Source organism: Streptomyces sp. M92, assembly GCF_028473745.1.
Lineage (GTDB): Bacteria > Actinomycetota > Actinomycetes > Streptomycetales > Streptomycetaceae > Streptomyces.
In genome coordinates this window covers 3,567,009-3,593,637 of record NZ_CP101137.1, presented here as the reverse complement: position 1 = coordinate 3,593,637, position 26,629 = coordinate 3,567,009, and the positions used below count along the sequence as shown (strand labels likewise).

17 protein-coding genes are annotated in these 26,629 nt (G+C 73.3%); 5 read left to right on the top strand and 12 right to left on the bottom strand.

Annotated elements, in window-relative coordinates; genetic code table 11:
• Positions 1-59 precede the first annotated feature (59 nt).
• From M6G08_RS16375 to M6G08_RS16350, 6 genes are all read right to left on the bottom strand, one after another.
• Complete coding sequence (locus tag M6G08_RS16375; protein WP_272587899.1) at positions 60-2,264, bottom strand: glycosyl hydrolase family 95 catalytic domain-containing protein; 2,205 nt, start codon at positions 2,262-2,264, stop codon at positions 60-62.
• Positions 2,261-4,237: a beta-galactosidase gene (locus M6G08_RS16370; protein WP_272587898.1), complete on the bottom strand. Its 1,977-nt coding sequence runs from the start codon at positions 4,235-4,237 to the stop codon at positions 2,261-2,263. Before M6G08_RS16370 ends, M6G08_RS16375 begins: the two co-directional genes overlap by 4 nt.
• Complete coding sequence (locus tag M6G08_RS16365) at positions 4,237-6,468, bottom strand: 1,4-beta-glucanase (protein ID WP_272587897.1); 2,232 nt, start codon at positions 6,466-6,468, stop codon at positions 4,237-4,239. The genes M6G08_RS16370 and M6G08_RS16365 overlap by 1 nt, the downstream gene beginning before the upstream one ends.
• An 80-nt stretch (positions 6,469-6,548) precedes the next feature.
• On the bottom strand, positions 6,549-7,511 hold the full coding sequence (locus M6G08_RS16360) for a carbohydrate ABC transporter permease (RefSeq protein WP_272587896.1): 963 nt from the start codon (positions 7,509-7,511) through the stop codon (positions 6,549-6,551).
• Entirely contained in the window at positions 7,508-8,545 is a 1,038-nt protein-coding gene (locus M6G08_RS16355; RefSeq protein WP_272587895.1) for an ABC transporter permease, read from the bottom strand. The genes M6G08_RS16360 and M6G08_RS16355 overlap by 4 nt, the downstream gene beginning before the upstream one ends.
• Positions 8,546-8,570: 25 nt before the next feature.
• The gene (locus M6G08_RS16350; protein WP_272587894.1) at positions 8,571-10,259 is read right to left on the bottom strand and encodes an extracellular solute-binding protein; all 1,689 of its coding nucleotides are present in this window, start codon (positions 10,257-10,259) and stop codon (positions 8,571-8,573) included.
• A 308-nt stretch (positions 10,260-10,567) separates the two neighbouring features.
• Between M6G08_RS16350 and M6G08_RS16345 the strand changes: the two genes are divergently transcribed.
• Complete coding sequence (locus M6G08_RS16345) at positions 10,568-13,438, top strand: glycoside hydrolase family 3 C-terminal domain-containing protein (RefSeq protein ID WP_272587893.1); 2,871 nt, start codon at positions 10,568-10,570, stop codon at positions 13,436-13,438.
• Positions 13,439-13,483: 45 nt separating this feature from the next.
• Here M6G08_RS16345 and M6G08_RS16340 read toward each other — a convergent pair whose 3' ends face one another.
• Both M6G08_RS16340 and M6G08_RS16335 read right to left on the bottom strand, forming a co-directional pair.
• Entirely contained in the window at positions 13,484-14,194 is a 711-nt protein-coding gene (locus tag M6G08_RS16340; protein ID WP_272587892.1) for a response regulator, read from the bottom strand.
• A complete protein-coding gene (locus M6G08_RS16335; protein WP_272587891.1) occupies positions 14,191-15,405 on the bottom strand; it encodes a sensor histidine kinase in 1,215 nt (404 codons plus the stop codon). The genes M6G08_RS16340 and M6G08_RS16335 overlap by 4 nt, the downstream gene beginning before the upstream one ends.
• A gap of 142 nt (positions 15,406-15,547) precedes the next feature.
• On the opposite strand from M6G08_RS16335, the gene M6G08_RS16330 reads away from it, so the two are divergent.
• The 3 genes from M6G08_RS16330 to M6G08_RS16320 are packed head-to-tail and all read left to right on the top strand — an operon-like array spanning position 15,548 to position 18,332.
• Positions 15,548-16,690, top strand: a complete 1,143-nt coding sequence (locus M6G08_RS16330; RefSeq protein ID WP_272587890.1) for a glycosyltransferase 87 family protein — start codon at positions 15,548-15,550, stop codon at positions 16,688-16,690.
• Positions 16,687-17,880: a glycosyltransferase family 4 protein gene (locus M6G08_RS16325; RefSeq protein ID WP_272587889.1), complete on the top strand. Its 1,194-nt coding sequence runs from the start codon at positions 16,687-16,689 to the stop codon at positions 17,878-17,880. The genes M6G08_RS16330 and M6G08_RS16325 overlap by 4 nt, the downstream gene beginning before the upstream one ends.
• Positions 17,881-17,918: 38 nt before the next feature.
• Positions 17,919-18,332 (top strand): cytidine/deoxycytidylate deaminase family protein, encoded by a 414-nt coding sequence (locus M6G08_RS16320; protein ID WP_272587888.1) that lies wholly within the window; start codon positions 17,919-17,921, stop codon positions 18,330-18,332.
• A gap of 82 nt (positions 18,333-18,414) precedes the next feature.
• Here M6G08_RS16320 and M6G08_RS16315 read toward each other — a convergent pair whose 3' ends face one another.
• The 4 genes from M6G08_RS16315 to M6G08_RS16300 all read right to left on the bottom strand — a co-directional run bounded on the left by M6G08_RS16315 (position 18,415) and on the right by M6G08_RS16300 (position 24,711).
• A complete protein-coding gene (locus M6G08_RS16315) occupies positions 18,415-19,860 on the bottom strand; it encodes an aldehyde dehydrogenase family protein (RefSeq protein ID WP_272587887.1) in 1,446 nt (481 codons plus the stop codon).
• A gap of 187 nt (positions 19,861-20,047) precedes the next feature.
• Complete coding sequence (locus M6G08_RS16310; RefSeq protein WP_272587886.1) at positions 20,048-20,449, bottom strand: hypothetical protein; 402 nt, start codon at positions 20,447-20,449, stop codon at positions 20,048-20,050.
• Positions 20,450-20,512: 63 nt separating this feature from the next.
• Complete coding sequence (locus M6G08_RS16305; RefSeq protein ID WP_272587885.1) at positions 20,513-22,162, bottom strand: PucR family transcriptional regulator; 1,650 nt, start codon at positions 22,160-22,162, stop codon at positions 20,513-20,515.
• 146 nt (positions 22,163-22,308) lie between these two features.
• On the bottom strand, positions 22,309-24,711 hold the full coding sequence (locus tag M6G08_RS16300) for a type IV secretory system conjugative DNA transfer family protein (protein WP_272587884.1): 2,403 nt from the start codon (positions 24,709-24,711) through the stop codon (positions 22,309-22,311).
• 266 nt (positions 24,712-24,977) lie between these two features.
• On the opposite strand from M6G08_RS16300, the gene gabT reads away from it, so the two are divergent.
• Entirely contained in the window at positions 24,978-26,312 is a 1,335-nt protein-coding gene (gabT, locus tag M6G08_RS16295; protein ID WP_272587883.1) for a 4-aminobutyrate--2-oxoglutarate transaminase, read from the top strand.
• Positions 26,313-26,629 lie beyond the last annotated feature (317 nt).

Sequence of the window (26,629 nt, the reverse complement as noted above, 5' to 3'; positions counted from 1 at the left end):
AACGCGCTGCGGGCCGAGGTCGACCGCGCCTGACGGCACGGCCGGCGGGTGCGGTGCTGCTACCGCGCCTTGACGCCGATGACGCGGTCCGCTCCGGCGACGAGGTCGAGCGGCTCGGCGCCGGAGGGGGTCCGGAGTTCGACGCGGTGCGTGCGGGCGGGGCGCAGGACGGCCGTCGCGTCGCCGTCGGGCGTCCAGGTGAGGTCGAGTGCCGCCCCGAAGCGGGTGCGTACGCCCTTGAGCTCGCCCTGCGGGCAGGACTCCGGTAGCGCGGGCAGCAGGACCAGCCGGTCCGGGGTGGACTGCACCAGCATCTCGATGAGCACGGCCGGGAGGGCGTGCGCGGCGTCCGCGTTGTAGACGTCGCGGCGGGGGTAGTGCGCGCTCATCAGGGAGGCGTGGAAGAAGTCGCCGTCGAGTACCCGGCCGAGGGCGTGGGCGACCCGACCGGCGTCCCGCAGGCGGGCCGCGATCAGGGCGTGGTGGAGGTGGCCGTGGGCGGAGTCGTTCTCGGCGCCGCGCAGTTCGAGGGCCCGGTGGGCGGCCTCGGCGAGTGCGGGGGTGTCGTACGGGTTGATCTCGTCGAGGGGCCAGACGCCGTAGAGGTGGCTGAGGTGGCGGTGGTCGTAGGTGTCCTCCAGGCCCGGGCTCGCCCATTCCGCCAGGGCTCCGTCGGCGTTGGTCCGGTGCGGTGGGAGGCGGTCGGCGAGGGCGCGCCAGCGGCCGGCGTGTGCGGGGTGGCGGTCGGCGGCGGTCAGCAGGGTGTGCCGGGCGGCGGAGAGGTCCATGGCCGCGTTGACGGTCCCCCAACTGGCGTTGGCGGGGCGGTTCTCGGGTGAGTAGGAGGGGACGACGAGCACGTGGCCGTCCTCGTCGGTCCGGGTGAGGAAGTCCTCGTAGAAGAGGGCGGCCTCGGCGAGCGCGGCGGTGGTGCGGGGGTCGTGGGCGCCGCGGGTCTCGTCGTGGTCGACCAGGGGCTTGAGCAGCCAGTCGGCGCCCGCCGTCCACAGGTGCAGCGGGTACTCGCGGCTGAAGTGGCAGGTGTGCCCCGACTCGCCGTCCGTGTGGGAGGGGGCGACGACGCCGCGGGTGCCGAAGATCGCGCGGGCGTTGTCCCGCCAGTCCGGGAGCTGCCCGTGGACCAGTGCGGCGTGGGCCTCGGTGACCTCGGGGAGGGCGGCGGCCGCGGCGGAGGCGGTCTGGAGGTTGAGGTTGGCGTTGGTGGTGAACGCTCCGGACCACGCGGTGTTCCAGTCGCCGGTCCACAGGCCGGTCAGGCGGGGCGGGAGCAGGCCGCTCGCCGACAGGAGGTGGTAGCGACCGGCGGCGAAGAGCCGCTCCAGGAGGGCGGTGCCGCGAGGGCGTCCGAGCAGCGCGGAGCCCGGCAGGGCGCGTTCGGCGGGGTCGGCGGCGAGGTCGAGGGTGACGCGGTCGTAGGCGGTGCGGTGCAGGGCGAGGTGGCGGTCGAGGAGGGCGTCGTACGACGTCCCCTCCCGCAGGTCGCGCAGGGCGCGGCCCTCGGTGACCACGTCCAGCTCGCCGGTGTGGCGGCGCACCCGGGTGAGGAGCAGTACCTCCGTGGCGCCCTCGACGAGTACGCCGGGCGGGACCAGCTTCGTGGTGCCGCCGGTGACGGCGACCAGGGTGACGCCGGTGTACGCCAGGCCGCTGTCGCCGGGGTAGCGGGCGCGCAGGCTGAGCTGGGCGCCCTCGGGGGTGAGGACGGCGCCGTGGCCGACGCCGAGGCCGGCGGGGGCGCCGGGGAGGCGGGGGTCGAGGGAGAGGTCGAGGGTGAGGTGCGGGGCGGTGATGTGCTGGACGATCACGTCGTCGGCGCGGGAGACGAAGACGCGGCTGGTCCAGGAGGAACACGTGGCGGTCGTCTCGCCGGAGGTGAAGTCGACGGAGCGGCGGTAGGGGGCGTGGGCGTCGCCGGGCGGTCTGTTCAGGCGGAGCTGGAAGGCCGGGTGGAAGGGGCGTACCCATTGCAGCGGGCGCCCGTCGGTGAAGCTCTCGGCGGCGTCCGTCTCCCCGGCCAGCAGGCGGTCCTGGAGGTCGGGGAGCCCGGCGGCGAGCCGGGGTGGGCGGCGGTGCTCGTCGTCGCCGTTCGGGCGGACGAGGGTGTGGTGGGTGACGACGACCCGGTCGGCGTGCGGATCGCCGAACACGAGGGCGCCGTGGTGGCCGTTGCCCGTCAGGAAGGCGTCCTCCCAGCGGGCGGCGGGCTCGGGCTCCCAGGTGCCGTGCACCGGCGTACCGGTCATGAGGCCGGCTCCGTGAGGACCGCCACGCCGTAGCGGCCGAGGGTGACGCGGTCGGTGACGGTCGTGTCGGTCAGCAGGTCGCGGTGGGTGCCCGGGACGTCGACGGTGACCGGGTCGCGGCCGTGGTGGAGGAGGAAGAGCAGGTCGCCGCGGCGTACGGCCTCGACGCCGGCCGGAAGTCCGTCGAGCGCGGGGCGGACGCCCGCGTCGGCGGCGATGCGGGCGAGCAGGTCGCGCAGCGCCGCCGGCTCGGGGAGGGTGGAGAGGTACCAGGCGCGGTCCTTGCCGAGGACGGCCGGCAGTCCGTCCAGCTCGCCGCCCTTGTAGCGGACCGTCTCGGTGGCGGTGCCGTCGGGTTCGATCTCCTCCGACCACAGGGTGCCGCGGAAGCCGTCGCAGGTGACCGTCTCGTCCTTCTCCAGGGGCCACCACTCGTGCAGGACGCGGATGCCGAACAGCTCGCGCAGCCGGGCGTCCATGGCGCCGGGCCTGACCCGGTCGTCCTCGTCGGCTACGCCGGTCAGGAAGCCGCAGACGAGGGTGCCGCCGCCGCGGACGTAGGCGAGGAGGTTGTCGATCGCGGTGTCGGTGAGGGCGTAGAGCTGGGGTACGACGACCGCCTTGTACGGGGTCAGGTCGTGCTCCGGGTGGGCGAAGTCGGTGGTGAGGTGGGCCTCCCACAGCGCGCGGTGCCAGGCGCGCAGGACGTCGGGGTAGTCGAAGCGGGTGGAGGGGCGGCCGTCCTGGGCGCCGGCCCACCAGGAGTGCCAGTCGTGCAGGACGGCGACGTCGGCGGTGACGGTGGTGTCCGCCGCGTGCGGGCCGAGCCTCGCGAGGTCGGCTCCGAGCTGCTTGACCTCCTGGTAGGTACGGCCCCGCTCCCCCGCGTGGGAGACCATCCCGGAGTGGAACTTCTCGGCGCCCTGCCTCGACTGGCGCCACTGGAAGCAGCAGAGGGCGTCGGCGCCGCGGGCGACGGCCTGGAGGGACCACAGGCGGTTGAGGCCGCGCGGTTTGGGGTGGTTGGCGCCGCGCCAGTTGACGGGTCCGGCCGCCTGTTCCATGAGCATCCAGGGGCCGCGTGCCTGGGAGCGGGTCATGTCCTGGACCAGGGCGCCTTCCTGGGCGCCGAGGGGGTCGCGCGGGTCGGGGTAGAGGTCGACGGAGACGACGTCCTCCTCCTCGGCCCAGCGCCAGGCGTCCTGACCGGACCAGAGCGGCATGAAGTTGGTGGTCACCGGGATGTGCGGGGTGTGGCGGCGGACGATGTCGCGTTCGGCGGCGTAGCACTCCAGGAGCATGTCGGAGGTGAAGCGCCGGAAGTCCAGGACCTGGGCGGGGTTCTTCAGGTAGTGGGTGCGGCGGGCGGGCAGGATCTCGGCCCAGTCTCCGTAGCCCTGGCTCCAGAAGGCGGTGCCCCAGGCGGTGTTGAGGGCGTCGAGGGTGCCGTACCTGGCCCGGAGCCAGCGGCGGAAGCGGGTGGCGGCCTCGTCGCCGTGGTCGTAGGTGCAGTACTCGTTGTTGATGTGCCACATGGTGAGGGCGGGATGGCCGGCGTAGCGGGCGGCCAGGGCCTCGGTGATGGCGGCGGCGTGGCGGCGGTAGGTGGCGCTGGAGTGCGAGAAGTGCTGCCTGCCGCCCCACCACTCGGTGCGGCCGTCCTCGTCGCGGGGCAGGGTGTCCGGGTGCAGGTGCCCCAGCCAGGGCGGGGGCGAGGCGGTGGGGGTGGCGAGGACGACGCCGATGCCGTGCGCGTGCATCAGGTCCATCAGGCGGTCCAGCCAGCCGAAGTCGTGGACGCCGGGGCGCGGTTCGAGTCCGGCCCAGGAGAAGACGCCGAGGGTGACGGAGTTGACGCCCGCGTCCCTCATCAGGCGGACGTCCTCGTGCCAGGTCTCCTCGGGCCACTGCTCGGGGTTGTAGTCGCCGCCGTAGAGGATGCGGTGGCGGGTGGTGTCCGACAGGTTCGGCATCAGCGGGGGTCTCCGTACTGGATGCCCCGTCCGTTGGTGGCGAGGTAGACGCGGCCGTACACGCGGGGGTCGCCGGTGATCGTCTCGCCGGTCCACCCCCACTGGTGCTGGTCGTCGTTGATCCGCGTCCAGGTCCGTGCCTCGTCGTCGGAGCGGTAGACGGCGGTGATGGTCTCGGTGGAGCCGACCTGGTAGACCGCCGGGTAGCCGGCGCCGTCGGCGGCCTTGCCGAAGCCAAGGGTGTACGAGGCCCAGCAGCTGTCGACCTTGGTGAAGCTGGTGCCGCCGTCGGTGGAGCGGTGCAGACCGTTCCACTTGGTGCTCAGCCACAGGTCGCCGCTGCGGCCGGGCGCCGCGACCAGCTGGAACTGGGCGTCACCGGCGGGCAGTCCGGTGGCGCGGGCGGTGAAGGTGCGGCCGCCGTCGGTGCTGGCGAGCAGCGTCCCCGCGTCGGTGTCGTACGCGTAGAGGAGCGCCGGGTCCACCGGGTCGGCGACCGGCGTGGCGCCCTTGGGGAAGGAGGGGACCTCGGTCCAGGTCGTGCCGTTGTCCGCCGAGCGGTGGGCCGGGTGCCGGGTGCCGTCCCAGTGCACGAAGGACCACAGGAGCACGCTGCCGTCGGCGTTGGCGGCGATCGGTCCGGGTGCGTCCTCGGCGATGCCGGGCTGGGAGGCGAAGGGTGCCCAGGTGACGCCGCCGTCGTGCGAGTACGCGCCGTTGCCCTGATCGCCCCAGCCCGCCCGGACGACGTACGCCGGTCTGCGCGCGGCCTGCGCGAGTCCGGTCGCCGAGCCGGACACGGGGTTCGTGGCCATGCCGCGCGCCGGGGACGCGGTGAGCCGCTCGTGGTACATGACGCCGATGTCCCGTGAGCCGCTGAGCAGGTGTGCCCGCCCGCGCGGGGGTGAGATCAGCTGGGTCACGGACGCCTCCTCCAGGCCGCGGATCCGCGGGGCCCAGTGGCGCAGGTCGCGGGTGCCGTAGAGGGTGGCGCCGGTGCCGTACACGAGGTGCTCCGAGTCGTACGGGTCGACGGCGACGGCCTGGATCCACCAGCCGAACTTGGGCTGCTCCTCGCCCCACTTCAGGTACGGGGTCTCGGAGACGTCGAGGACGGCCGACTCCTTCAGGGACGTCCAGGTGCGGCCGCCGTCGGTGGTCCGGTACAGGGTGTCGACGGCGGCCCAGCGGTTGTTGGTGGAGACGACGGCGGTGCCGGGGCGGCGGGCGTCGACGGCGACTCCGCCGTAGCCGAAGGTGTCGGCGCCGCCGTCGGGGGTGGTGCCGCCGGGCTCGACGGGGGTGACGTCGGCCCAACGGCCGTCGGTGGTGCGCAGCTTGTGCACGCTGCCGGTGGACTGGCCGTTGGGACCCGGTGCGTCGGCGTAGGCGACGTACAGCTCGCGGGTGTGCCGGTCGTACGCGGCGCGGACCGGGACCCTGGCCGCGGCGCCGGAGGGCTGCCCGGGGACGGGCTCCCAGGTGGTGCCGTCGGGCGTGCGGAAGAGGTTCGGCGCGGTGCCGTCGGCGTCTCCCCAGCCGGCGTAGAGGGTGCGGCCCGCGGCCACCAGGAGGGTGACGCCCTGGCCGGTGGCGGTCGGGGCGGCGGGGAAGCCGGTGACGGGGCCCCAGGTGGCGCCCCGGTCCACCGACTTCCACAGGCCGTCGTGCCGGGTGCCCAGCCACAGGGTGTCGCTGTCGCGCGGGTCGACCAGGAGCCGCTCGCCGGTGCCCCGGCCCTCCTCGTTGGCGCCGAGCTTCACGGGGAGGTCGGTGCGCCGCCAGGTCCTGCCCCGGTCCTCGGAGCGCAGGATCGCGCCGTTCGCCGACCACGCCTGGGCGTAGGTGCCGCAGGCCAGGTGGAGCCGGTCCGGGTGGGCGGGGTCGACGGCCATCGCCTCGACGCCGTGCAGGTTCCAGTCGTCCCAGCCGAGGTGGTCCAGGAGCGGGATCCAGCGGTCGGCGCGGTCGTCCCAGCGGTACGCGCCGCCGATGTCGGTACGGGCGTAGGCGAGGCCGCGGACGCGGGGGTGGAACAGGACGCCGGTGATGAAGCCGGTGCCGCCGATGACGACGTTGCGCCAGCGGTAGGCGGAGGCCGGGACGTCCGCCGTGTCCTCGGCGGCGTGTGCGCGCCCGGGGGCGAACGGAACGGCGGTGAGCGCGGCGGCGGCCGCGGTCCCGGCGAGTACGGCGCGCCGGCTCGGGCTGCGTGACACGGACGCATGCATGACATACCTCGTTCTGTGCGGCTCGGGAGCGGGGACGGCGGCGGGCGAGGCGAGCGGGTCCGGGGCGGTGAACGAGGGCGTCAGCCCTTCACCGCGCCGGTCAGCATCCCCTTCTTGAAGTGGCGCTGGACGAAGGGCGACAGCACGGCGACGGGCAGCAGGGCCATGACCATCACGGCCATCTGCACGGCCAGCCCGGACAGCTCGCCGGTCTTGATCGCCTGGCCGAGCCCGACCGGCGCCTCCTGCTTCTGCACGAGCTGGATCATGACGTTCTGCAGGGGCAGCATGTCCTGGTCGTTCAGGTACAGGGAGGCGTTGAACCAGGCGCTCCAGTAGCCGACGGCGTAGAACAGGGTGATGACCGCGACGACCGCGCGGGACAGCGGCAGGACGATCTGCCACAGGATGCGCAGGTCCCCGGCGCCGTCGATGCGGGCGCTGTCGATCAGTTCCTGCGAGATGCCCATGAAGAAGCCGCGCAGCACCAGGATGTTGAAGACGCTGATCGCGCTGGGCAGGATCAGCGCGAGGTAGCTGTCGGTCAGCCCCAGGGACTGCACCAGCAGGTAGGTGGGGATCAGGCCCGCGCTGAAGAACATCGTGGCCAGCAGCACCAAGAGGATCCAGCGGTGGCCCAGCGAGCCGCTGCGGGACAGCCCGTAGGCGCACAGCACCGACACCGCCATCGAGAACAGGGTGCCGACGACGGTGATGCCGACGCTGACCAGCGCGGCCCGGGTGACCTGGCCGCCGCTGAGCAGTTCCTGGTAGGCGACGAAGGTGATGTCCGTCGGGATCATCACCAGTCCGCCGGCCTCGTCGATGGCCTTGCGGGAGGAGAGGCTGGTGACGACCACGATCCACAGCGGGAACAGGATGGCCAGGCAGGCCAGGAGCAGGACCAGGCCCTTGCCGGCGAGTCCGGCCCGGCTCGGCTTCTCCTCCCACACGGGCCGGGGCGGGGCCGCCCACCGGCTCGGCCTGCGCGCGGGCCCGCCGGTGGCTTCTCGCTCGGCGGTCGCTTCTCGTACGGCGGTCACTTCTTGTACACCCCCTGCTCGCCCATGAGGTGGGCCACCTTGTTCGCTATCAGGACCAGGCCGAGACTGATCACGCCCTTCACCAGCCCCGCGGCGGCGGCGTAGCCGAAGTCCTGGTTGCGCACGCCGTTCCACCACACGAAGGTGTCCAGGACCTCGGCCGCCCCTGGTCCTACGGCGTCGCGTTGCAGCAGGATCTGTTCGAAGCCGACCGTCAGGGCGTCGCCGACGCGCAGCACCAGCAGCAGTGCGATGACCGGGCGCAGCGCGGGCAGCGTGACGTGCCACATCCGGCGCCAGCGGTTGGCGCCGTCCATCGCGGCGGCCTCGTAGAGGTCGGGGCTGACGGAGGCGAGCGCGGCGAGGAAGACGATGATCCCCCAGCCGGCGTCCTTCCACACGCTCTGCGCGGTGACGAGGAACTTGAAGGTGTCCGGGTCGGTCATGAGGCTCAGTCCGTCGTAGCCATGGTCGCGCAGCAGCTGGGAGAGGAGTCCCGCCCCGCCCAACAGCTGCTGGAAGACGGCGATGACCAGCACCCAGGAGAAGAAGTGCGGCAGGTAGAGGATGGCCTGGGAGATCGCCCGGACGCGGGGCCGGACCACGCTGTTGATGAGCAGCGCGAGCAGGATGGGGATGGGGAAGTACAGGACCAGCTGGAGCACGAAGAGCACCAGCGTGTTGCGCACCGAGTTCCAGAAGGCGGAGTCCTCGAAGATCCGCTGGAAGTTCTCCAGGCCCACCCAGGGGCTGTGCAGGATGGAGACGATCCCGTTGTCGCTGAGGTAGGGGTCGTACTCCTGGAAGGCGACGACGTTGCCGAGGATCGGCACGTAGTTGAAGAGCAGCACCAGCAGAACGGCCGGCAGTGTCATCAGCAGCAGCACGCGGTCGCGCCGGAACCTCAGCCGCAGGCTGAGCTTGCCCGTGGCCGGCCTGCCCTTGCGGGGGCCGGTGGCGTCGCCGGACGCCACCGGGGTCTTCTTCGTCGTATCGGCCTCGGTCCCGGTCCGAGGCACCGTGCTGTTCGACACGGCCGTTCTCCTCGCCTCGGTACCGTCAGCCCGCCGCCGTGCCGTTCTCGTCGAGCAGCTTCTTGTACCAGTCGCGCAGTTTGTCGCCGCCCTTGCTCCGCCAGTCGGAGACGGCCTGCTGCACGTCGCTGATCTTCTTGCGGCCGCGGACGACGTCGTCCTCCAGCTGCTCGAAGTCGTTGGACAGGTTGGTCCAGCGGGCGGGCTCGACGATCTGCATGCCGTAGAAGGCGGACTTCTTCGTGAAGGCGCCCATGCGCTGCTGCCACTCCACCTGCCCCTTGGCGACCTCGGGGAAGTCGGGGTGGGCGATGGTCGGAGCGGGGCTCGCGATCATCACGTAGGCGTTCATCACGTCGATGTTGCCCTGCTCGGTCTTGGTGGGCACGCCGTCCTCGACGGTGTAGTGGGTGCCCTCGACGCCGTAGTTGGTGGCCATGTACTCCGTGGTCCCGTACGGCGCGGCGGTGACGTTGGCGACGGCCAGCACGTCGCGGATCACGGACTCGGGGGCGTCCTTGTTGACGAAGGCGAAGATGCCCGCCGGGTTCTGCGCCCACAGCGTCGGGTCGCCGCCGTCGTGCCCCCAGATGTCCATGCCCCATATCTTGAACTCGGGGTTCTGCGTGGCCTGCTCGGCGGTACGGCTCCACCACTGCGAGGAGTCCTGGTTGTAGACGATGAACTCGCCGGCGGCGAACTTCGGCCCGGGGTCGGCCGCGTTGGACTTGCCGAGCCTGGCGTCGGGGTGCACGACGCCGGCGGCGAACAGCTTGCGCGTCCACTCCAGGGCCTCGAGGTACTCCTCGGTCTCGATGCGGTAGACCAGCTTGCCGTCGGCCTCGTTCCAGCCCAGCGACTTCTCGTTGCCGGAGAGCACACCGAAGGCGTTGAAGGCGGTCCACTTCATGTCCAGACAGGCCCAGCGCTTGGCCTTCGCGTTGGTGGCGTCCTTCGCGAACGCCATGAAGTCGTCGCAGGACCGGGGGACTTCGTAACCCTCCTTCTCGAAGACGTCCTGCCGGTACAGCGGCACGATGCCGGTGACGTACGAGGCCGGCATCGGCAGACCGCGCAGCTTGCCGCCGAAGATGGACCGCCGCCAGGCGTCGGTGGGGATCGCCGCGAGGTTGGGGTACTCCTTGACGGCGTCCCCGGACAGGTACGGGCCGAGGTCGGCGAACTTGCCGATGATGGCGCTGGGTATCTTGCCGGTCATGTTCCAGCCGGGCACGACCACCACGTCGGGCACCTCGCTGGAGGCGAGGACCGCGCCGAGCTTCTGGTCGTAGGTGTTGCCGTCCTGGTTCTGCCAGACCACGTCGACGCCGATGAGCTCGTTCATGGCCTTGTAGTAGGCGTTGCCGTCCTTCGGCGGGGAGCCCCAGAACGGCGACATGACGGTGACCTCGCCGCCCTTGCCGAGCTTCTTCGGCACCGAGGTCTTCAGGTCCGCGAGGTCGAGCTTGCCGGTGAAGCCGACCGCGGAACCGTTCTTGCTGGGGATGTCGGGGGTGACCACGTTGCCGGCCACGTACGCCGGCAGCAGCTTCTTCGCCTCCTTGCCCGACGTGGTGCCGTCGCGCGAACCGCCGTCGGACCCACCGCCGCAGGCGGAGAGCAGCGGCACACCTCCCGCCACCGCTGCGGTGACGGCCGCGGAGGAGGCGAGGAACTTTCTCCGGCTGGGACCGGAGGCGGCGTTCGGCGTCATTGCGTCAACCCTTCATGGCGCACCAGCACACCCGGCGGTGGCCGTCGGCTGCGGTGTCTTCACTGGAACTGGCTGAGCTGAAGCGGTCGTCGGAGGAATGCGCGGTTCCGGATGCACCTGCGGGTGCGTCCTGGGGTCACAGCTCCGTAGTCGAAGCGCTTCGATGTTGCTGCGAGGTTAGGTGAACCCCTGAGGCCGCACAAGGGTCGCTCCCAGAATTCCCTGACGTCTTGACACCCACCCGTACGGCGAATGAGCATCGAAGCGCTTCGAAAGCGTTCGTCGCTCCATCGCAAGGGGAACCTCACGTGTCCGCACCCACGCTGCCCACGCCGCCTTTCCGCGACCCGCACCTGCCGTTCGGGAAGCGCGTCGACGACCTGCTGTCGCGGCTGACGCTCGATGAGAAGACCGCTTCCCTGCACCAGTTCGCCCCCGCCGTCGAACGCCTCGGCATCTCCGCGTTCCGCACCGGCCAGGAAGCCCTGCACGGAGTGGCCTGGATGGGCCCGGCGACGGTGTTCCCGCAGGCCGTGGGCCTGGGCGCGACCTGGAACGAGGATCTGGTGCGCCGCGTCGGCGAGGCGGTGTCCAAGGAGGCCCGCGCGATGCGCGCCCGGGACGAGCGCGTCGGCCTCAACGTCTGGTCCCCGACCGTCAACCTGCTGCGCCACCCCCTGTGGGGCCGCAACGAGGAGGGCTACTCCGAGGACCCGAAGCTGACCTCCGCCATCGCGACCGCGTACACCCGCGGCCTGCGCGGCGACCATCCGGTGTACTGGCGCACCGCACCGGTCCTCAAGCACTGGCTCGCGCACAACAACGAGACCGACCGGGACACGTCCTCGGCGTCCGTCCGCCCGCGCGTGCTGAACGAGTACGACCTGCGCGCCTTCCACGAGACGGTCCGGGCGGGCGCGGTGGCCGGAGTGATGCCGGCGTACAACCTGGTCAACGGCCGCCCGAACCACCTCTCCCCGTACCTCGGCCGGCACCTTCGCACCTGGACCGAGGACGACCTCCTGGTCTGCTCGGACGCGGGCGCGCCCTCCAACCTGGTCGACTCCGAGCACTACTTCGACACCCACGAGGAGGCGACCGCCGCCGCGCTGCGGGCCGGGGTGGACAGCTTCACCGACCACGGCACGGACTCCTCGGTGATCGTCGCGCGGGTCCGGGGCGCCCTGGAGCGGGGCCTGCTGACCGAGGCCGACATCGACACGGCGGTGCGCCGGCAGCTCTCGGTCCGCCTCCGGCTCGGCGAGTTCGACCCGGCGCGGGACCCGCACGCGGGCACGGACGACTTCGACACCCCGGAGCACCGTGCGCTCGCCCTGGAGGCCGCCGAGCAGGCGGTCGTCCTGCTCAAGAACGACGGTGTGCTGCCGCTGGCCCCCGACGCCCGGATCGCCGTCGTCGGTCTGCTCGCCGACGAGTGCAAGCTCGACTGGTACAGCGGCACGCTCATCCACCGCTCGACTCCGCTGGAGGGCCTGTACGACCGGTTCGGCGCCGAACGCGTGACCTTCGCGGAGGGCGTGGACCGGGTCCGACTGCGCACCGGTGCCGGCACGTTCCTGCACGTCCTTCCGGCGGCGGAGGACTCGGCCGACTCCCCCGCCGGGGCCCCGGGCTCCGAGGGTGCCCTCGACCCGGCGCTGCTCGCCGGCCGGACCGACCTGCCGCCCCTCACCACCGACGCCGACGGCACCGAACTCGCGCTGGCCGACTGGGGCGAGGGTGTCCTCACCCTGCGGGCGCCGGACGGCCGGTACCTGTCCGTCGCCGAGGACGGTTTCCTGCGCGCCTCCGCCGACCAGCCCGGCGGCTGGGTCGTGCAGGAGACCTTCCGGCTGGAGCCCCATGGCAACGGTCACCTCCTGCGGCACTTGGGAACGGGTCGTCCCGTCTGTGTCGCCGCCGACGGCGTGCAGGTTGCCGCGGAGGGCATGGACGATGCGCACGCCGAGGTCTTCGAACTGGTCGTCGCCGAGCGCGGCGAGGACGCGGTGGCGCGGGCGGCGGCGGAGGCGGACGTGGTCCTGGTGGTGGCGGGCAACGACCCGCACATCAACGGCCGGGAGACCGAGGACCGCACGACGCTGCGGCTGCCCGCCCACCAGGAACGGCTGCTGCGCGCCGCCCGCGCCGCAAGCGAGCGCACGGTACTGGCGCTGGTCTCCGCCTACCCGTACACGGTCGACGCCGACGTGCTCCCGGCGGTGCTGTGGACCGCGCACGGGGGCCAGGCGGCCGGCACCGCACTGGCCCGGGTCCTCGCCGGTGACGTCTCCCCCGCCGGGCGGCTCCCGCAGACCTGGTACGCCGACGACGCCGACCTGCCCGGGCTGCTGGACTACGACGTGATCGGGAGCCGCCAGACCTACCTGTACTTCGAGGGGACCGCGCTGTTCCCGTTCGGGCACGGCCTGTCGTACGCGTCCTTCGGCTACGCGGACCTCTCCGCCCGGGTCGGCGACGCCTCGGTGCGCGTCTCCTTCACCGTCACCAATACCGGGGGCGTCACGGCCGACGAGGTGGCCCAGCTCTACGCCCGCGCCGAGGAGCCCTCGGTCCCGCGTCCGCGCCGGGAGCTGCTCGCCCACCGGCGGCTCACGCTGGCCCCGGGGGCGACGGAGGAGGTGTCGTTCGAGATCCCGCTGTCCGCGTTCGCGTTCTGGGACGTGGCCCACGGCCGGTGGCGGCTGGAACCCGGCCCGTACGCGCTGCTGGTGGGCGCCTCCAGCGAGGACGTACGGCTGTCGGCGACCGTGCGGCTCGACGGGGAGCCGGCCGTTCCCCGCCCGGTACGCGAACACGGCCTCGACGCGGCCGACTTCGACGAGCAGAGCGGCACGGAGATCGTGGACCGCACGAAGGTGGCGGGCGACGCGGTGACGCCGGTGGCGGGCGGCACCGGCTCCGGCGAACTCCTCTACCGTTCCTGCGACTTCGGCCGAGGCGTAGCAGGGGTGACCGTGACGGTGGCGGGCGAGGGCAGCGTGGAGATCGCCCTCGACGGCGGCCCGTCGATGGCGGTGCTGTCCCCGGGCACGCCGACGCCGGGCCCGTACGACTACGTGGAGGCCGGCGCCGCGATGGCCGCCGAGGGCGTGCACGACCTCCGCATCAGGCTGCGCGGCGCTCTGCGGCTCGCGCACGTCGGCTTCTCCGGTTGAGGGTCCGGAGCAGGCCGACGCGGTGAAGGGGCCCGGCACCGGTGGTTACCGGTGCCGGGCCCCGAAGTCGCCGCCCGCCCGGACCAGCCCCGTCTCGTAGGCCGCGATCACCGCCTGCGCCCGGTCGCGCAGCTCCAGCTTGGCGAACAGCCGGTTGATGTGGGTCTTCACGGTGTGGTCGGTGATGGTGAGGCGGTCCGCGATCTCCGCGTTGGACAGCCCCCGCGCGATCAGGACCAGCACCTCCGTCTCCCGGGCCGTGAGGTCGGCGGGCGGGTGGGCGGGGAGCCGGGAGCCACGCGCGTGGACGAACTCGGCGATCAGCCGCTTGGTGATCTCGGGCGAGAGCAGTGCGCTGCCGTCCGCCACCACCCGGACGGCGTGCAGCAGTTCGGGGAAGGTGGCGTCCTTGAGCAGGAAGCCGCCCGCTCCGGCCGCGAGCGCGTCGTACACGTACTCGTCGAGGCCGAAGGTGGTCAGCATCAGCACCTTCGTCGCACCGCCGGAGGCGGCCAGGATCTCACGGGCGGCCTCGATGCCGTTCTTGTGCGGCATCCGGATGTCGAGGAGGGCTAGGTCGGGCCGGGTCTCGGCGGCGACCCGCACCGCCTGCGCCCCGTCCTCCGCCTCACCGACGACCTCGATGTCCTCCTGGGTGCCCAGCAGGTTCACGAAGCCGGTGCGGACGACCGCCTGGTCATCGGCGACCAGCGTCCTGATCACCCGCGTCTCCCCCGCCCGCTGCCCGCACGTCATGCGGTCCCCCAGGGCAGTTCCGCCTCCACCAGGAAGCCGCCGCCCTCGGCCGCGCCCGCGCTGAGCCGGCCTCCGACCAGCGCCGCCCGTTCCCGCATCCCGGTCAGACCGTGGCCGGGAGTGGCGTCGGTACCGGCACCGGTGTCCGGGCGGGCGCCCGGGGCCGGGCCGTCGTCGCGGACGCGGAGGGTGAGCAGCCGGTCCGCCCCGTAGTCCACCTCCACCACCGTACGGGCGCCGGGCGCGTGCTTGCGGGCGTTGGTCAGGGCTTCCTGGGCGATCCGGTAGGCGGACAGCTCCCATGCGGCGGGCAGTGCGACCCGCTCCCCGGTGATCCTCAGCTCGGCCGTCCCGCCCACCGCCCGGTGCTGCTCGACCAGTTCGGCGAGGTGGTCCAGTGTCGGCTGCGGGGCGGTCAGGGCCGTATCACCCCGGGGGGTGCGCAGGACACCGAGCAGGCGCCGCAGTTCGGCCATCGAGGAGCGGGCGGTGCCGGCGATCTGCTGGAAGCCGTCGCGTGCCTCGGGCGTGAGCCCCGGGGCGGTGTACGTGGCGCTCTCGGCCTGGACGGCGATCATCGACACCGAGTGGGAGACGATGTCGTGCAGTTCGCGGGCGATCGCGGCCCGCTCCGCCTCGGCGGCCTGCTGCCGCTCCATGGAGATCAACCGGGCCTGGGCGAGGTGCCGTTCGGTGCGGGTCTCCTCCCGGGCGCGGACCGCGTCACCCATCATCACCGCGCCGAAGACGACCACGCTCAGCAGGAACGACTCGGCGAACAGGCTCAGCGAGCCCTTCTCCCACAGCGCGGGCACCGGCAGCTCCATCCGCGACCAGGTGTTGATGTGCACCAGGTTCACGCACAGGGCACCGAGAGCGCCGCCCGCGACGGTCACGGCGGGGTGCAGCACCCGGTGGCGGCCCAGCGTGTAGCAGCCGATCAGCCCGCTCGCCATGATCGAGAGGTACAGGTTGACGTCCCCGGCGAACCCGATGAGCCCCGCGGCGACCGTGAGTATCGCGACGGGCGGGAGGGACTGGCGCCACATCAGCGAGACGGAGGACACCAGCACACCCGCCGTGGTCGTCACGGACCCCGGGAAGGCGATCAGCTCCACGACGGCCGCGACGCTCAGCAGACCGCCGGTGACCCAGGCATAGGCGGGAGCGGCGACGCAGGCGCGGTACCGCTGTCGAAGCGACGTACTCATGTCTCCATGATCTGTGCCGGGTCGGGGGCGCGCGTCACCGCACGGGTGGAGGCGGCCGACGTAGGTCGTACCACGGGTTGACTCCCAGGTGCGGAGCCTCGGTTGACGCTCTTCGATCTGGGGCTTCCTAGCGTCGGCGGACATGAGGAAGACCCTTGGGAAACATGTCGCGCGGTACGCCGGACGCCCTCCCGGACCGCGTGCCGAACGGTACGCGTGGGCGGGGTGCGCGGTCCTCGCGCCGGTTTTCGCGCTCGCGTCCGACGTGGGGCCGCACCGCGTGTGGGGGCTGGGCGCGGGTGCGGGGTACGCGTTGGCGGCGTGCCTGGCGTCCGGTTCCGGACGGCGCCGTGCGGCGGCGCGCGCGGTGGCGGTGGCGGGGGCCGTGGTGGTGCCGCTCGTGGCTCTGCCGGCGGCGGGGCTCGGGCAGTCGGAGGTCGGGGTCGTCGAGCGCTCGGGGCACCTGCTGCTCACGACCGGGAGCCCGTACGTCACCGATCCGGTGGCCGTCGGCGACTTCAACCCGTACCTGCCGGGGATGGCGCTCTTCGGGCTGCTGCCCGGCGACCCCCGCTGGTGGCTGGGCGGCGCGTTCGTCGCCGCGCTCGCCGCCACCGGTCTGCACCGTGCCTGGCTGCTCGCCTGCCCGCCGGTGGCGCTGCCCCTCGCGGTGGGCGGGGTCGACCTGCCGGTGGCGGGACTGATGTGCCTGGGCGTCGCACTCGCCGGTCGGAGGCGTCCGGGACGGGCCGGTCTGGCGCTCGGCGCCGCCGCGGCCCTCAAGTGGACGGCCTGGCCCGCGCTTCCGGTGGCGCTCGCCCTGGTCGCGGCACGTGGGAGCGGCTGGCCCGCACTGCGGTGTGCGGCAGCGGGGCTGGCCACCGCGACGGCCGCGGTGCTGCCCTTCGCCCTCACCGACCCGGCCGGCTTCGTGCGGAACGTGGTCGCCTTCCCGCTCGGCCTCACCTCCGTCGTGTCGCCCGCCGCGAGTCCGCTGCCCGGCCACCTGCTCGCGGCGCACGTCCCCGGCGGCACGCTGATCGCCCTCACGCTCCTGGTGGCCGGCGCGCTGCTGATCACCCTCTCGCTGGTGGTGCGGCCCCCGGGGACGGTGCGGGAGGCGGCGGACCGGCTCGCGCTCGGTCTGGGGCTGGCGACGGCCCTGATGCCCGCGACCCGGTTCGGCTACGTGGTCTACCCGCTGGTGCTGGGCGCGCTGGCCTGCCGGGGACGTCCGCCCGGCACGCCCGCCACCCGGTCCGCGGCGAAGGCGGCGGTCGCGTGACCGCCCGCGCCCGCACCCTGATCGTCACCAACGACTTCCCGCCCCGGCAGGGCGGCATCGAGACCTTCGTCCGTGAACTGGCCGACCGCTTCCCGCCCGACGAGGTGGTCGTCCTCACCTCGACGCCTGCGGCTGCCACCGCGGAACCGGACCCCGGCGGACCCTTCCCCTACCCCGTGGTCCGCCACCGGGCCCGCACCCTCCTCCCCACGCCCCGCGCCACCGCCCACGCGGTGTCCGTGGCCCGGCGGTACGGCTGCGACCGGGTGTGGTTCGGCGCGGCGGCGCCCCTCGGGCTGATGGCGGGACGGCTCCGGCGCACGGCGGGCGTCCGCACCGCCGTCGCCACCACCCACGGCCACGAGGTGTGGTGGGCCCGCACGCCCGGGACCCGGGCTCTGCTCCGTCGCGTCGGCACGGAGGTGGACACGGTGACCTGGCTGGGCGCGAGCACCCGGGGCCCGATCGAGGCGGCGCTGGCGCCGGGGACCCGGACCGCCCGTCTGGTCCCCGGTGTCGACACCCGGGTCTTCCACCCCTCAGTGCCCGGCACCCCGGTCCGGACCAGGTACGGCCTGGGCCACCGCCCGGTGATCCTCTGCGCGGCCCGGCTGGTCCCGCGCAAGGGACAGGACACCCTGATCAGGGCGTTGCCCTGGGTGCGCAGGGCGGTCCCCGACGCGGTGCTCCTCCTGGTCGGCGACGGCCCGTACGCCCCCGCACTGCGCCGGCTCGCGCTGGACGAGGGAGTCCTGGACTCGGTCGTCTTCGCCGGCGGCCACCCCCACCACGCGCTCCCGCCGTTCTACGCCGCCGCCGACGTCTTCGCCATGCCCTGCCGGACCCGGGGAGGCGGCCTGGAGGTGGAAGGCCTGGGCATCGTCTACCTGGAGGCCGCCGCTTCCGGGCTCCCGGTCGTGGCGGGCGACTCGGGCGGTGCCCCGGACACCGTGCGGGAGGGCGAGACGGGTCACGTCGTGGACGGCCGCTCACCGGCGGCGACGGCGGACCGGCTGATCCGGCTGCTGCGCGACCCCGGGCTCGCCCGTGCGATGGGTGCGAGGGGGCGCGACTGGGTGCGCTCGCAGTGGAGTTGGGACCGCTCCTGGGCGGTGCTGCGGGACCTGCTGTCGGGGGAGCCGACGCGTTCCGGCACAGTTGGCCCTCCGCTCCGCCCGCGGACCGACTGACGGCTCCGCGCCGCCCCGCACCCGACGAAGGCAGGACGATGACCACGCAGCACCACCCCGTCGACCAGGAACTCGTCGAAGCCGCGGCCCACGTGGCCCGCACCCGTTGCCGCGGCGACAACCACACCATGGCGGCCGCGGCCCGCGCCCGGGACGGCCGGATCGTCACGGCGGTGAACGCCTACCACTTCACCGGCGGGCCCTGCGCCGAGCTGGTCGTCATCGGCGCGGCGGCGGCCCAGGGCGCCTACGAGCTGGACACGATCGTCGCGGTGGGCGACCGCGACCGGGGCATCGTCCCGCCGTGCGGCCGGTGCCGCCAGGTCCTCCTCGACTACTTCCCCGCCCTGAAGGTGATCGTCGGCGGCGGCGACCGTGTCCGGGCCGTTCCCGTCGCGGACCTGCTCCCGGAGACCTACGTCTGGGCCGACCACCAGCTCGACGCCGGCTGAACCCCGCCGTTCCTCACCGGAACGCGCCGGCGGCCCGAACCCCCGCACAGTGGGTTCGGGCCGCCGGCCTTCTCGGGGTGGGTCAGAGGGCGAGGCCCGTCAGGACCAGCACCCGCTCGTAGGTGTAGTCGTCCATCGCGTACTTGACGCCCTCGCGGCCCACGCCGGACTGCTTGGCGCCGCCGTACGGCATCTGGTCGGCGCGGTAGGAGGGGACGTCGCCGACGACGACGCCGCCGACCTCCAGGGCGCGGTGGGCGCGGAAGGCGGTCTCCAGGTCGTGGGTGAACACGCCCGCCTGGAGACCGTACTTGGAGTCGTTGACGGCCGCGAACGCCTCGGCCTCGCCGTTCACCTTCTGCACGCTGAGGACCGGGCCGAAGACCTCCTCGCAGGCGAGGGTGGTGCCGGCCGGGAGGTCGGTGAGGACGGTCGGCGCGTAGGAGGCGCCGTCGCGCTTGCCGCCGGTGTGGAGGGTGGCGCCCGCGGCGACCGCCTCGTCGACCCAGGACTCCACGCGCTCGGCGGCGGCCTCGTTGACCAGCGGGCCGACGTCGGTGGCGTCGTCGTTCGGGTCGCCGGTGACCTGGGCCTCGACGGCGGCGACGATGCGCGGCAGCAGGCGGTCGTAGACGGCGGCGTCGGCGATCACGCGCTGCACGGAGATGCAGGACTGGCCGCCCTGGTAGTTGGAGAAGGTCGCGATGCGCTGCGCGGCCCGGTCCAGGTCCGCGTCGCTCGCCCAGTCGCCGAGGACGACGGCCGCGCCGTTGCCGCCCAGCTCCAGGGTGCAGTGCTTGCGCGGGACCGAGTCCATGATCGCGTAGCCGACGGTCTCGGAGCCGGTGAAGGAGATGACCGGCAGGCGCTCGTCCTGGACGAGGGCGGGCATGCGGTCGTTCGGCACCGGGAGGATGCTCCAGGAGCCGGCGGGCAGCTCGGTCTCGGCGAGCAGTTCGCCGAGGATCAGGCCGGAGAGGGGGGTGGCGGGGGCCGGCTTGAGGATGATGGGGGCGCCTGCCGCGATCGCGGGGGCGATCTTGTGGGCGCACAGGTTGAGCGGGAAGTTGAAGGGCGCGATGCCGAGGACGACGCCCTTGGGGAAGCGGCGGGTGAGGGCGAGCCGGCCCTGACCGCCCGCGTCGGTGTCCAGGCGCTGGGCCTCGCCGCCGTTGAAGCGGCGGGCCTCCTCGGCGGCGAAGCGGAAGACGGAGACGGCGCGGCCGACTTCGCCGCGGGCCCACTTGATCGGCTTGCCGTTCTCGGCGGAGATCAGGCGGGCGATCTCCTCGGTGCGCTCGGCCAGCCGGCGGCTGACGTGGTCCAGGGCGGCGGCGCGGCTGTGGGCGGGGGTGGCGGCGAACTCGTCCCGTACGGCGTACGCGGCGGCCACGGCCTCTTCCACCTGGGCGTCGGTCGGGAGGCTCACCGTGCCGACGTGGCTGCCGTCCCAGGGGGACGTGACGTCGAAGGCGGCGTCGCCGGTGGCCTGGCGGCCGGCGAGCCAGAAGGCGTGGGTGGAAGTCATCGTGAGTCCCGGCCCTTCCGCGTTGGGGGTGTGTACGGGTGCGTGTCTTGCGGGTCCACGGTAGGGCGGGGGGCCGTGGGGGGTGTTTGTCCGGGGTGTAGTGGTGGGGGTGGGTTGTTCGACGCAGTGGCCAGGTGGAGGTCGGCGGGATGTGCGGTGGGGGCGTTCTCGAACGCCGGGCGGGGCCTTACGACCCCGCGTCGGCCTGCCGCCCTCGGTCGGCCGAGACCCGGGCCACTTCGGCGTCGTACTGACCGGCGTCGAAGTGGAAGGCCGGCGGACGCACCCCGCCGTCGGGGACCTGCCAGTCGGACCACTCCACGATGCCTCCGTGCCGTTGCACGAACACCGAGAGACAACCGCAGCATCCGCCCGTGCACTCGGGCTCTCCCAGCACCACACGCTGCCCTCGCTCGGTCGCCCACAGGAGGCTGCGACCGTCGGCCGGCAGGATCTCGTGCGCCAACGGGCCGCGTCCGCCCTCGCCGACCGCCTCCGCGACCACGTCTTCGCCGTCGACCCGCACCTGCCACTGGGCGGCCCATCGGAGGCCCGGCGGCAATGCGCCGAGCTGGAGTCGATTGAGCATCCGCTCACTCTACGGGCGCGGCGGCCCGACGACTCGGGCCGCACGCACGGCGACACGGAAGTTCTAGTCGGTCGAGGTTGCCTTCAGAGCGAGCCACAGCTCCATCCGCACGTCCGGATCGTCCAGCGAGCGGCCCAGGATCTCCTCCACCCGCCGCATCCGGTAGCGGAGTGTGTGCCGGTGGACGCCGAGGTCGGCCGCCGCCGCGTCCCATTGGCCGTGGCGGGAGAGCCAGGCGCGCAGGGAGGCCACCAGGTCGCCGCGGCCGGTCGCGTCGTGGTCCCGCAGGGCCCGCAGGAGTCCGTCGGCGAAGGCGCGTACGGCGTCGTCGGCGAGGAGGGGGAGGACCGAGCCGGCCGCCAGGTGTTCGTGCTCCACGCAGACGCGTCCTCGGCGGCGGGCCACCGAGAGGGCCTGTTCGGCCTGTTTGTAGGCGGTGGACGCGGCGATGGGCCCGGAGGGCGCCGAGAGGCCGACGACCAGACCGTCGACGTCGCCGTTCGGCGTCGGTTCGGGCGCCGGGCGGGCGGTCTCCAGCGCCGTCGCGTACTCGGCGCAGGCGGCGACGGCCGCGCCCTGGTCCGTGGCCAGCACCACCAGCCGCTCGCCCTCGGGGACGACGAGCACCGCCTCGCCGGAGCGGGCGGCCGCCGACTCCACGACCTCGGCGAGCGCGCCGAGCGGGTCGCCGTCGGTGTCGGCGGCGGGTACGCGAGCCTGTGGACCGGCGTGCGCCCGTGCGGCGGACCCGGAGGCCCGCTCGGCGACGATGATCCGGAAGGGGGCGTCCAGCAGGCCGCCGTACAGGTCGCCGGCGACGGTGCGCGCGTGGTCGGGTTCGCCGGCCAGCAGCATGCGCAGGACCGCCGCGTCGATGCGCAGCCCGGCCTCGTGGAGCGAGCGCGAGCGTTCGGTGGTCAGGGTCAGCAGGGCGATGGCCGAGTGGACGGCGTACCGCTCGGCGGTGCCGGGGGCGGCGGCGGTGCCGACGGCGAGGGCGGAGCGGGGCCGGCGGGAGGTGCCGAGGGAGTGGAGTTCGACGCGGTCGGCGTTCTCCGGGTGGTCCGAGGACTCGGCTCCGCCGACGACGGAGGAGGCGGGGGCCGGGCGCTCCCGCAGCCGCTGGACGTCGGCCGTGAGGCGTGCGGCCCGGCGGCCGGCCCACTCCGGGGCCGCGGCGACGACGGCGCCCGAGGCGTCGTAGAGCGCCGCCCAGCCGTCGACCTGCGCGGCGAGCGCGGCCAGCAGCCCTTCGGGGCCGTCGGTGAGCGCCTTCCTGGTCAGTTCCCGCTGGGCCGCGAAGCCCGCCGTGACCGCCCGGTACTGGTCGGCGGCGATCGCGGCGGACACGGCCTTGCTGATGGCGAGGAAGGGGGTGCGGCGGGGCACCTCCAGCAGCGGCAGCCCTTCCCCCCGGGCCGCTTCGACCAGGGCCTCGGGGATCTCGTCGTAGTTGACGCCGACGGCGAAGCCGAGCCCCACCACTCCGGCACCGGCCAGCCGCTTCACGTACCGGTGCATCGCCTCGGGGTCCCCGGCGTCGAGCTTGAGCGCGGTGATCAGCAGCAGTTCCCCGCCCTCCATGTAGGGCACGGGGTCGGCGAGCTCGCTGACGTGGGCCCAGCGCACCGGCACGTCGAGGCGGTCCTCGCCCGCGCGCACGGTGAGCTTCAGCGCGGAGTGGTGGACGAGCGAGGCGAGCGTGGGGGGCATGGGGGCCTGGGCCTTCGGGTCTGCGTCGGTGGGAGGGGCGCGGTGGGCGTGCGGTGGGGCGTCGGTGATCTTTTGGCCGTCGCGTATGAACGGCCCGTGTCGATTCTGCCTCACTGTACGGTCCCCGGGTGCCCGCCCCGGACAGGTCACCCGCGCAGGTCCACCAGGAGCGGCGGCGTGTGCTCGCCCTCGACGCTGGTCAGTGACAGCACGGCGTGTCCGGCGGGCACGGTGTGCGCCAGCTCGGACGCCGACCAGCGCTCCCGTTCGACCTGGCGCACGGTCACCGCGTCCGTCGTGACCGCCTTGCCCGTCAGCAGCTTGCGCAGGGCGTGGAAGAGGCGGGTCATCGGCTGGTCGGCGAAGACGGTGTGCTTGGCCACTTCCGTCGTCTCGACCCACTCGGTGCCCCACGTCTGGGCGAATCGGCTGCCGTCCCAGGTCGAGACGCCGCAGAAGGCCATGCGGCAGCCGACCGCGCCGTACAGCGGCCCGTGCAGCGTCTCGGGGACCTCCCCGATGCTGCACAGAGTCAGCAGTACTCCCGCGTTCCGGGAGCGCAGCTGCTGGATGCGGCGTACCGACTCCACGGTGACTACACCGGTGGCGTCGTCCAGGACCAGGCAGGCGAAGTGCGGACGCCGGCTGTCCCGGACGATGTCGTGGAACTGGGCGAGGACCAGGCGGGTGAGCACGCGGCCCGCCTCCTCGTGGCCGTGCTCGGGCAGGTCGATCCGCACGCGCAGCGGGTGCTGGGCGACGGCCCGCAGCGAGAACGACCGGTCGGTGCCGCCGCCGAGGAAGTCCGCGAACACCGGCCGGTTCAGCAGAGCCAGCCGGTCGGCCAGGGCGCGGCCCGCGTCGCCCGGTGCGCCCGCCTGCCGGGCCCTCGCGTCCAGTTCCCGGCACAGGGCGTCCTCCCCGCTCGCGGCGAGTGTGTCCCTCAGCGGTGTCAGGGCGCTCTCCACACCCTCGAGCAGATCGCGCAGCTCGGGGAGGGAGGGGAAACGGCCGTACGCGGCCCGGAAGGGGGCGAGCAGCTGCACCAGCGCGGTGGACGCGAGCGGCGTCCCGACCGAGTCGAGGTCGCCCACGAGTGCCTCGGCGAGGATCGCGGCGGCCTGGTCCGGGTCGTCGGAGTCGGCATACGGATCGAGGGCGTACGCCGAGGCCGGGTCTCCCATCCGCACGATCACGTCGAAGGCGTCGTCGCTGCCCAGCCGGCCGCCGGCGGCGGACACGGCGACCACGGCGCAGCTCCCGGTGAGCGCCTGGAGCGCCAGCGCCTCGGTCACCGGTTCCACCAGGGTGCGGGTCTTTCCCGACCCGGACGGACCGACGGCGAGCAGGGAGGTGCCGAGCACGGCCGGGTCGAGGGCGGCCGCCGCGTCCCGGTACTGCAGCGGTGTCCGATCGGTGGACACCCAGCGGCCGATGCGCACCTGCCCGGTCAGCAGGTCGTGGCGGGCCCGCCGGGGCAGGTCCCGCGCTCCGGAGGGGTGGGTCCACGCCGCGCCGCGCCGGCGCAGGACGGTCTCACGGAATGCGGGCAGCGTCGCCTTTCGGCAAGCCGTGCTGAAGGCGTGCTCGACGCGGACGCAGTCGACGTCGTTCATGCGGTCGCCGGACACCTCGGCGGCGAGGACGTCGGCGGCCTCGTGCTGGCCGGCGTCGCGCAGGGCGGGCCAGTGCGAACGGGGACGGGCGGAGTCCGGTGCGCTGTCGACGGTGGCCCCCCCGCGCGGGCCCAGCCGCTGCTTCGCGTACGGCCACCAGTCTCCGAGCCGTGCGAAGGGCCACACGACGAGCAGTGCGACGAGTGTGTACACCGTGTTCGTGAAGAGGACGGAAGCCATCAGGTCGTAACTGTCCGTGATGAGTACGGTCAGCGAGAGCAGCGGGTCGACGAGGGGCACCGGGGACCACCCGGCGCCCGGGAAGGCGTCGGGGAAGACGAGGGCGAGGGCCACGAGGGCGAGCGCGGCGGTGGCCAGAACCCGCACGGGCGGGCGCAGGCGGCCGAAGTAGTGGCGGAGGATGGCGCGCCAGCTGCCGAGTCCGACCACCGCGAGGAAGAGCACGGTGAAGAAGACGCCGTCGTAGACGACGAGCGCGTCCCATCCCGGAAGCCGCACGGTCCGGCCCTCCACCGGCTTGGGCGCGGCCACCGAACCGCCCCACCACCAGCCGTCGGGCGTGAACATGCGCAGCAGCGCGCCTTTGTAGGGGAAGTAGCCACCGCTCCAGAAGGACCACACGACCAGCGCCAGGGCGAGCGGCACCAGCATGCCGGCGACCGTCACCGGGGCGAGCTTTTCCTTCGGCTCCTCGGGCGGGCGGTGGCCGTACCGCCAGATGCCGGGCCGGGTGGCGGGCCTGATCGCGTCGAGCCAGGCGGCGACGGCCGACGAGGGCGAGGGCGCCTGATGCGGCACGGGGGGCGGCGCCGAAGGGCGCGGTGGCGCCGACGGCACCTCGGGGGGCCCCGCCGGGCGCGGCACAGGATTCGCATGGGTGCCCCGCGCGTCCCGCATCCCGTCGCTGTCCATCGCCCTTTCCCCCTGACCAGCCGCTCCGACCACCGTCCGCGAGCCAATCTAACGCCCTCCCAGGGGGAGTTCACCGCTTACGCGGCCGGGCCCGTGCCGATGTGTCCACGGGCCGCCGCGTCCACCACATGTCCATCGCGGACAACGGGCACCGCGGACAACGCCCACATGGAGCATGCCCGCTCCCCCCTCCCGGTCCTAGCCTGCGAGAAAAGAAGGCAAGCGTCCGTAAGATCCCGCAGATCGCGCAAGACCCAGGAGCCCCCATGACCGCACTTGAGCAGGAGCGCCGCGTCGTCACCGCCATTCCCGGCCCGAAGTCGCAGGAGCTGCAGGCCCGCCGCACGGCCGTGGTCGCGCAGGGTGTGGGCTCCACGCTCCCGGTGTTCGTCACCCGCGCCGGCGGCGGCGTCATCGAGGACGTCGACGGCAACCGCCTGATCGACTTCGGTTCCGGCATCGCCGTGACCTCCGTCGGCGCCTCCGCCGAGGCCGTCGTACGCAAGGCGTCCGCGCAGCTCGCCGACTTCACCCACACCTGCTTCATGGTGACGCCGTACGAGGGCTACGTCGCCGTCGCCGAGGCGCTGGCCGAGCTGACCCCGGGCGACCACGCCAAGAAGTCGGCGCTGTTCAACAGCGGCGCCGAGGCGGTCGAGAACGCCGTCAAGATCGCGCGTGCTTACACCAAGCGGCAGGCCGTCGTCGTCTTCGACCACGGCTACCACGGCCGTACCAACCTCACCATGGCGCTGACCGCGAAGAACATGCCGTACAAGCACGGCTTCGGTCCCTTCGCGCCCGAGGTGTACCGCGTCCCGGTCGCCTACGGCTACCGCTGGCCGACCGGCGCCGAGAACGCCGGCCCGGAGGCCGCCGCCCAGGCGATCGAACAGATCAGCAAGCAGGTCGGCGCGGAGAACGTGGCCGCGATCATCATCGAGCCGGTGCTCGGCGAGGGCGGCTTCATCGAGCCGGCCAAGGGCTTCCTGCCCGCGGTCCGCCAGTTCGCCGCCGACAACGGCATCGTCTTCGTCGCCGACGAGATCCAGTCCGGCTTCTGCCGCACCGGCCAGTGGTTCGCCTGCGAGGACGAGGGCATCGTCCCGGACCTGATCACCACGGCGAAGGGCATCGCGGGCGGTCTGCCGCTCGCCGCCGTCACCGGCCGCGCCGAGATCATGGACGCCGCGCACGCGGGCGGCCTCGGCGGCACCTACGGCGGCAACCCGGTGGCGTGCGCGGGTGCGCTCGGCGCCATCGAGACGATGAGGGAGCTGGACCTCAACGCCAGGGCGAAGGACATCGAGGCGGTCATGAAGGCGCGCCTGTCCGCCATGGCCGAGAAGTTCGACGTCATCGGCGACGTCCGGGGCCGCGGCGCGATGATCGCGGTCGAGCTGGTCAAGGACCGTGCCACCAAGGAGCCGAACCCGGAGGTGACCGCCGCGCTGGCCAAGGCCTGCCACGCCGAGGGCCTGCTGGTCCTGACCTGTGGCACCTACGGCAACGTGCTGCGCTTCCTGCCCCCGCTGGTGATCGGCGAGGACCTGCTCAACGAGGGCCTCGACATCATCGAGCAGGCCTTCGCCCGCGTCTGAGCGAGCACCCCGGGAAGGGCGCCGGGCGCGCACGTGCGCGAGGACCCGAACGCGCATCTGAGCTGCGTTTCGCACGCCTGGTGCGGCGAACCGCAGAGCGTGTGAAGAACGTGTGCGGGGTGGATGGCAGGACGCCGATGGCCCTGTCCTCGGCCCACCCCCTGCCGTAGGTTCTACGCAGATGAGAGATACACCCGCCCACAGGGGACTGTGGGCGGATCTCAGGACGAGGCCTCCCCAGCTTCGGCCTGGTCGTGCCTCGCGCACACAACCGGAACCCTCGGGTTCCGGGTCTCCTCACCGATCGGACGGTCGCC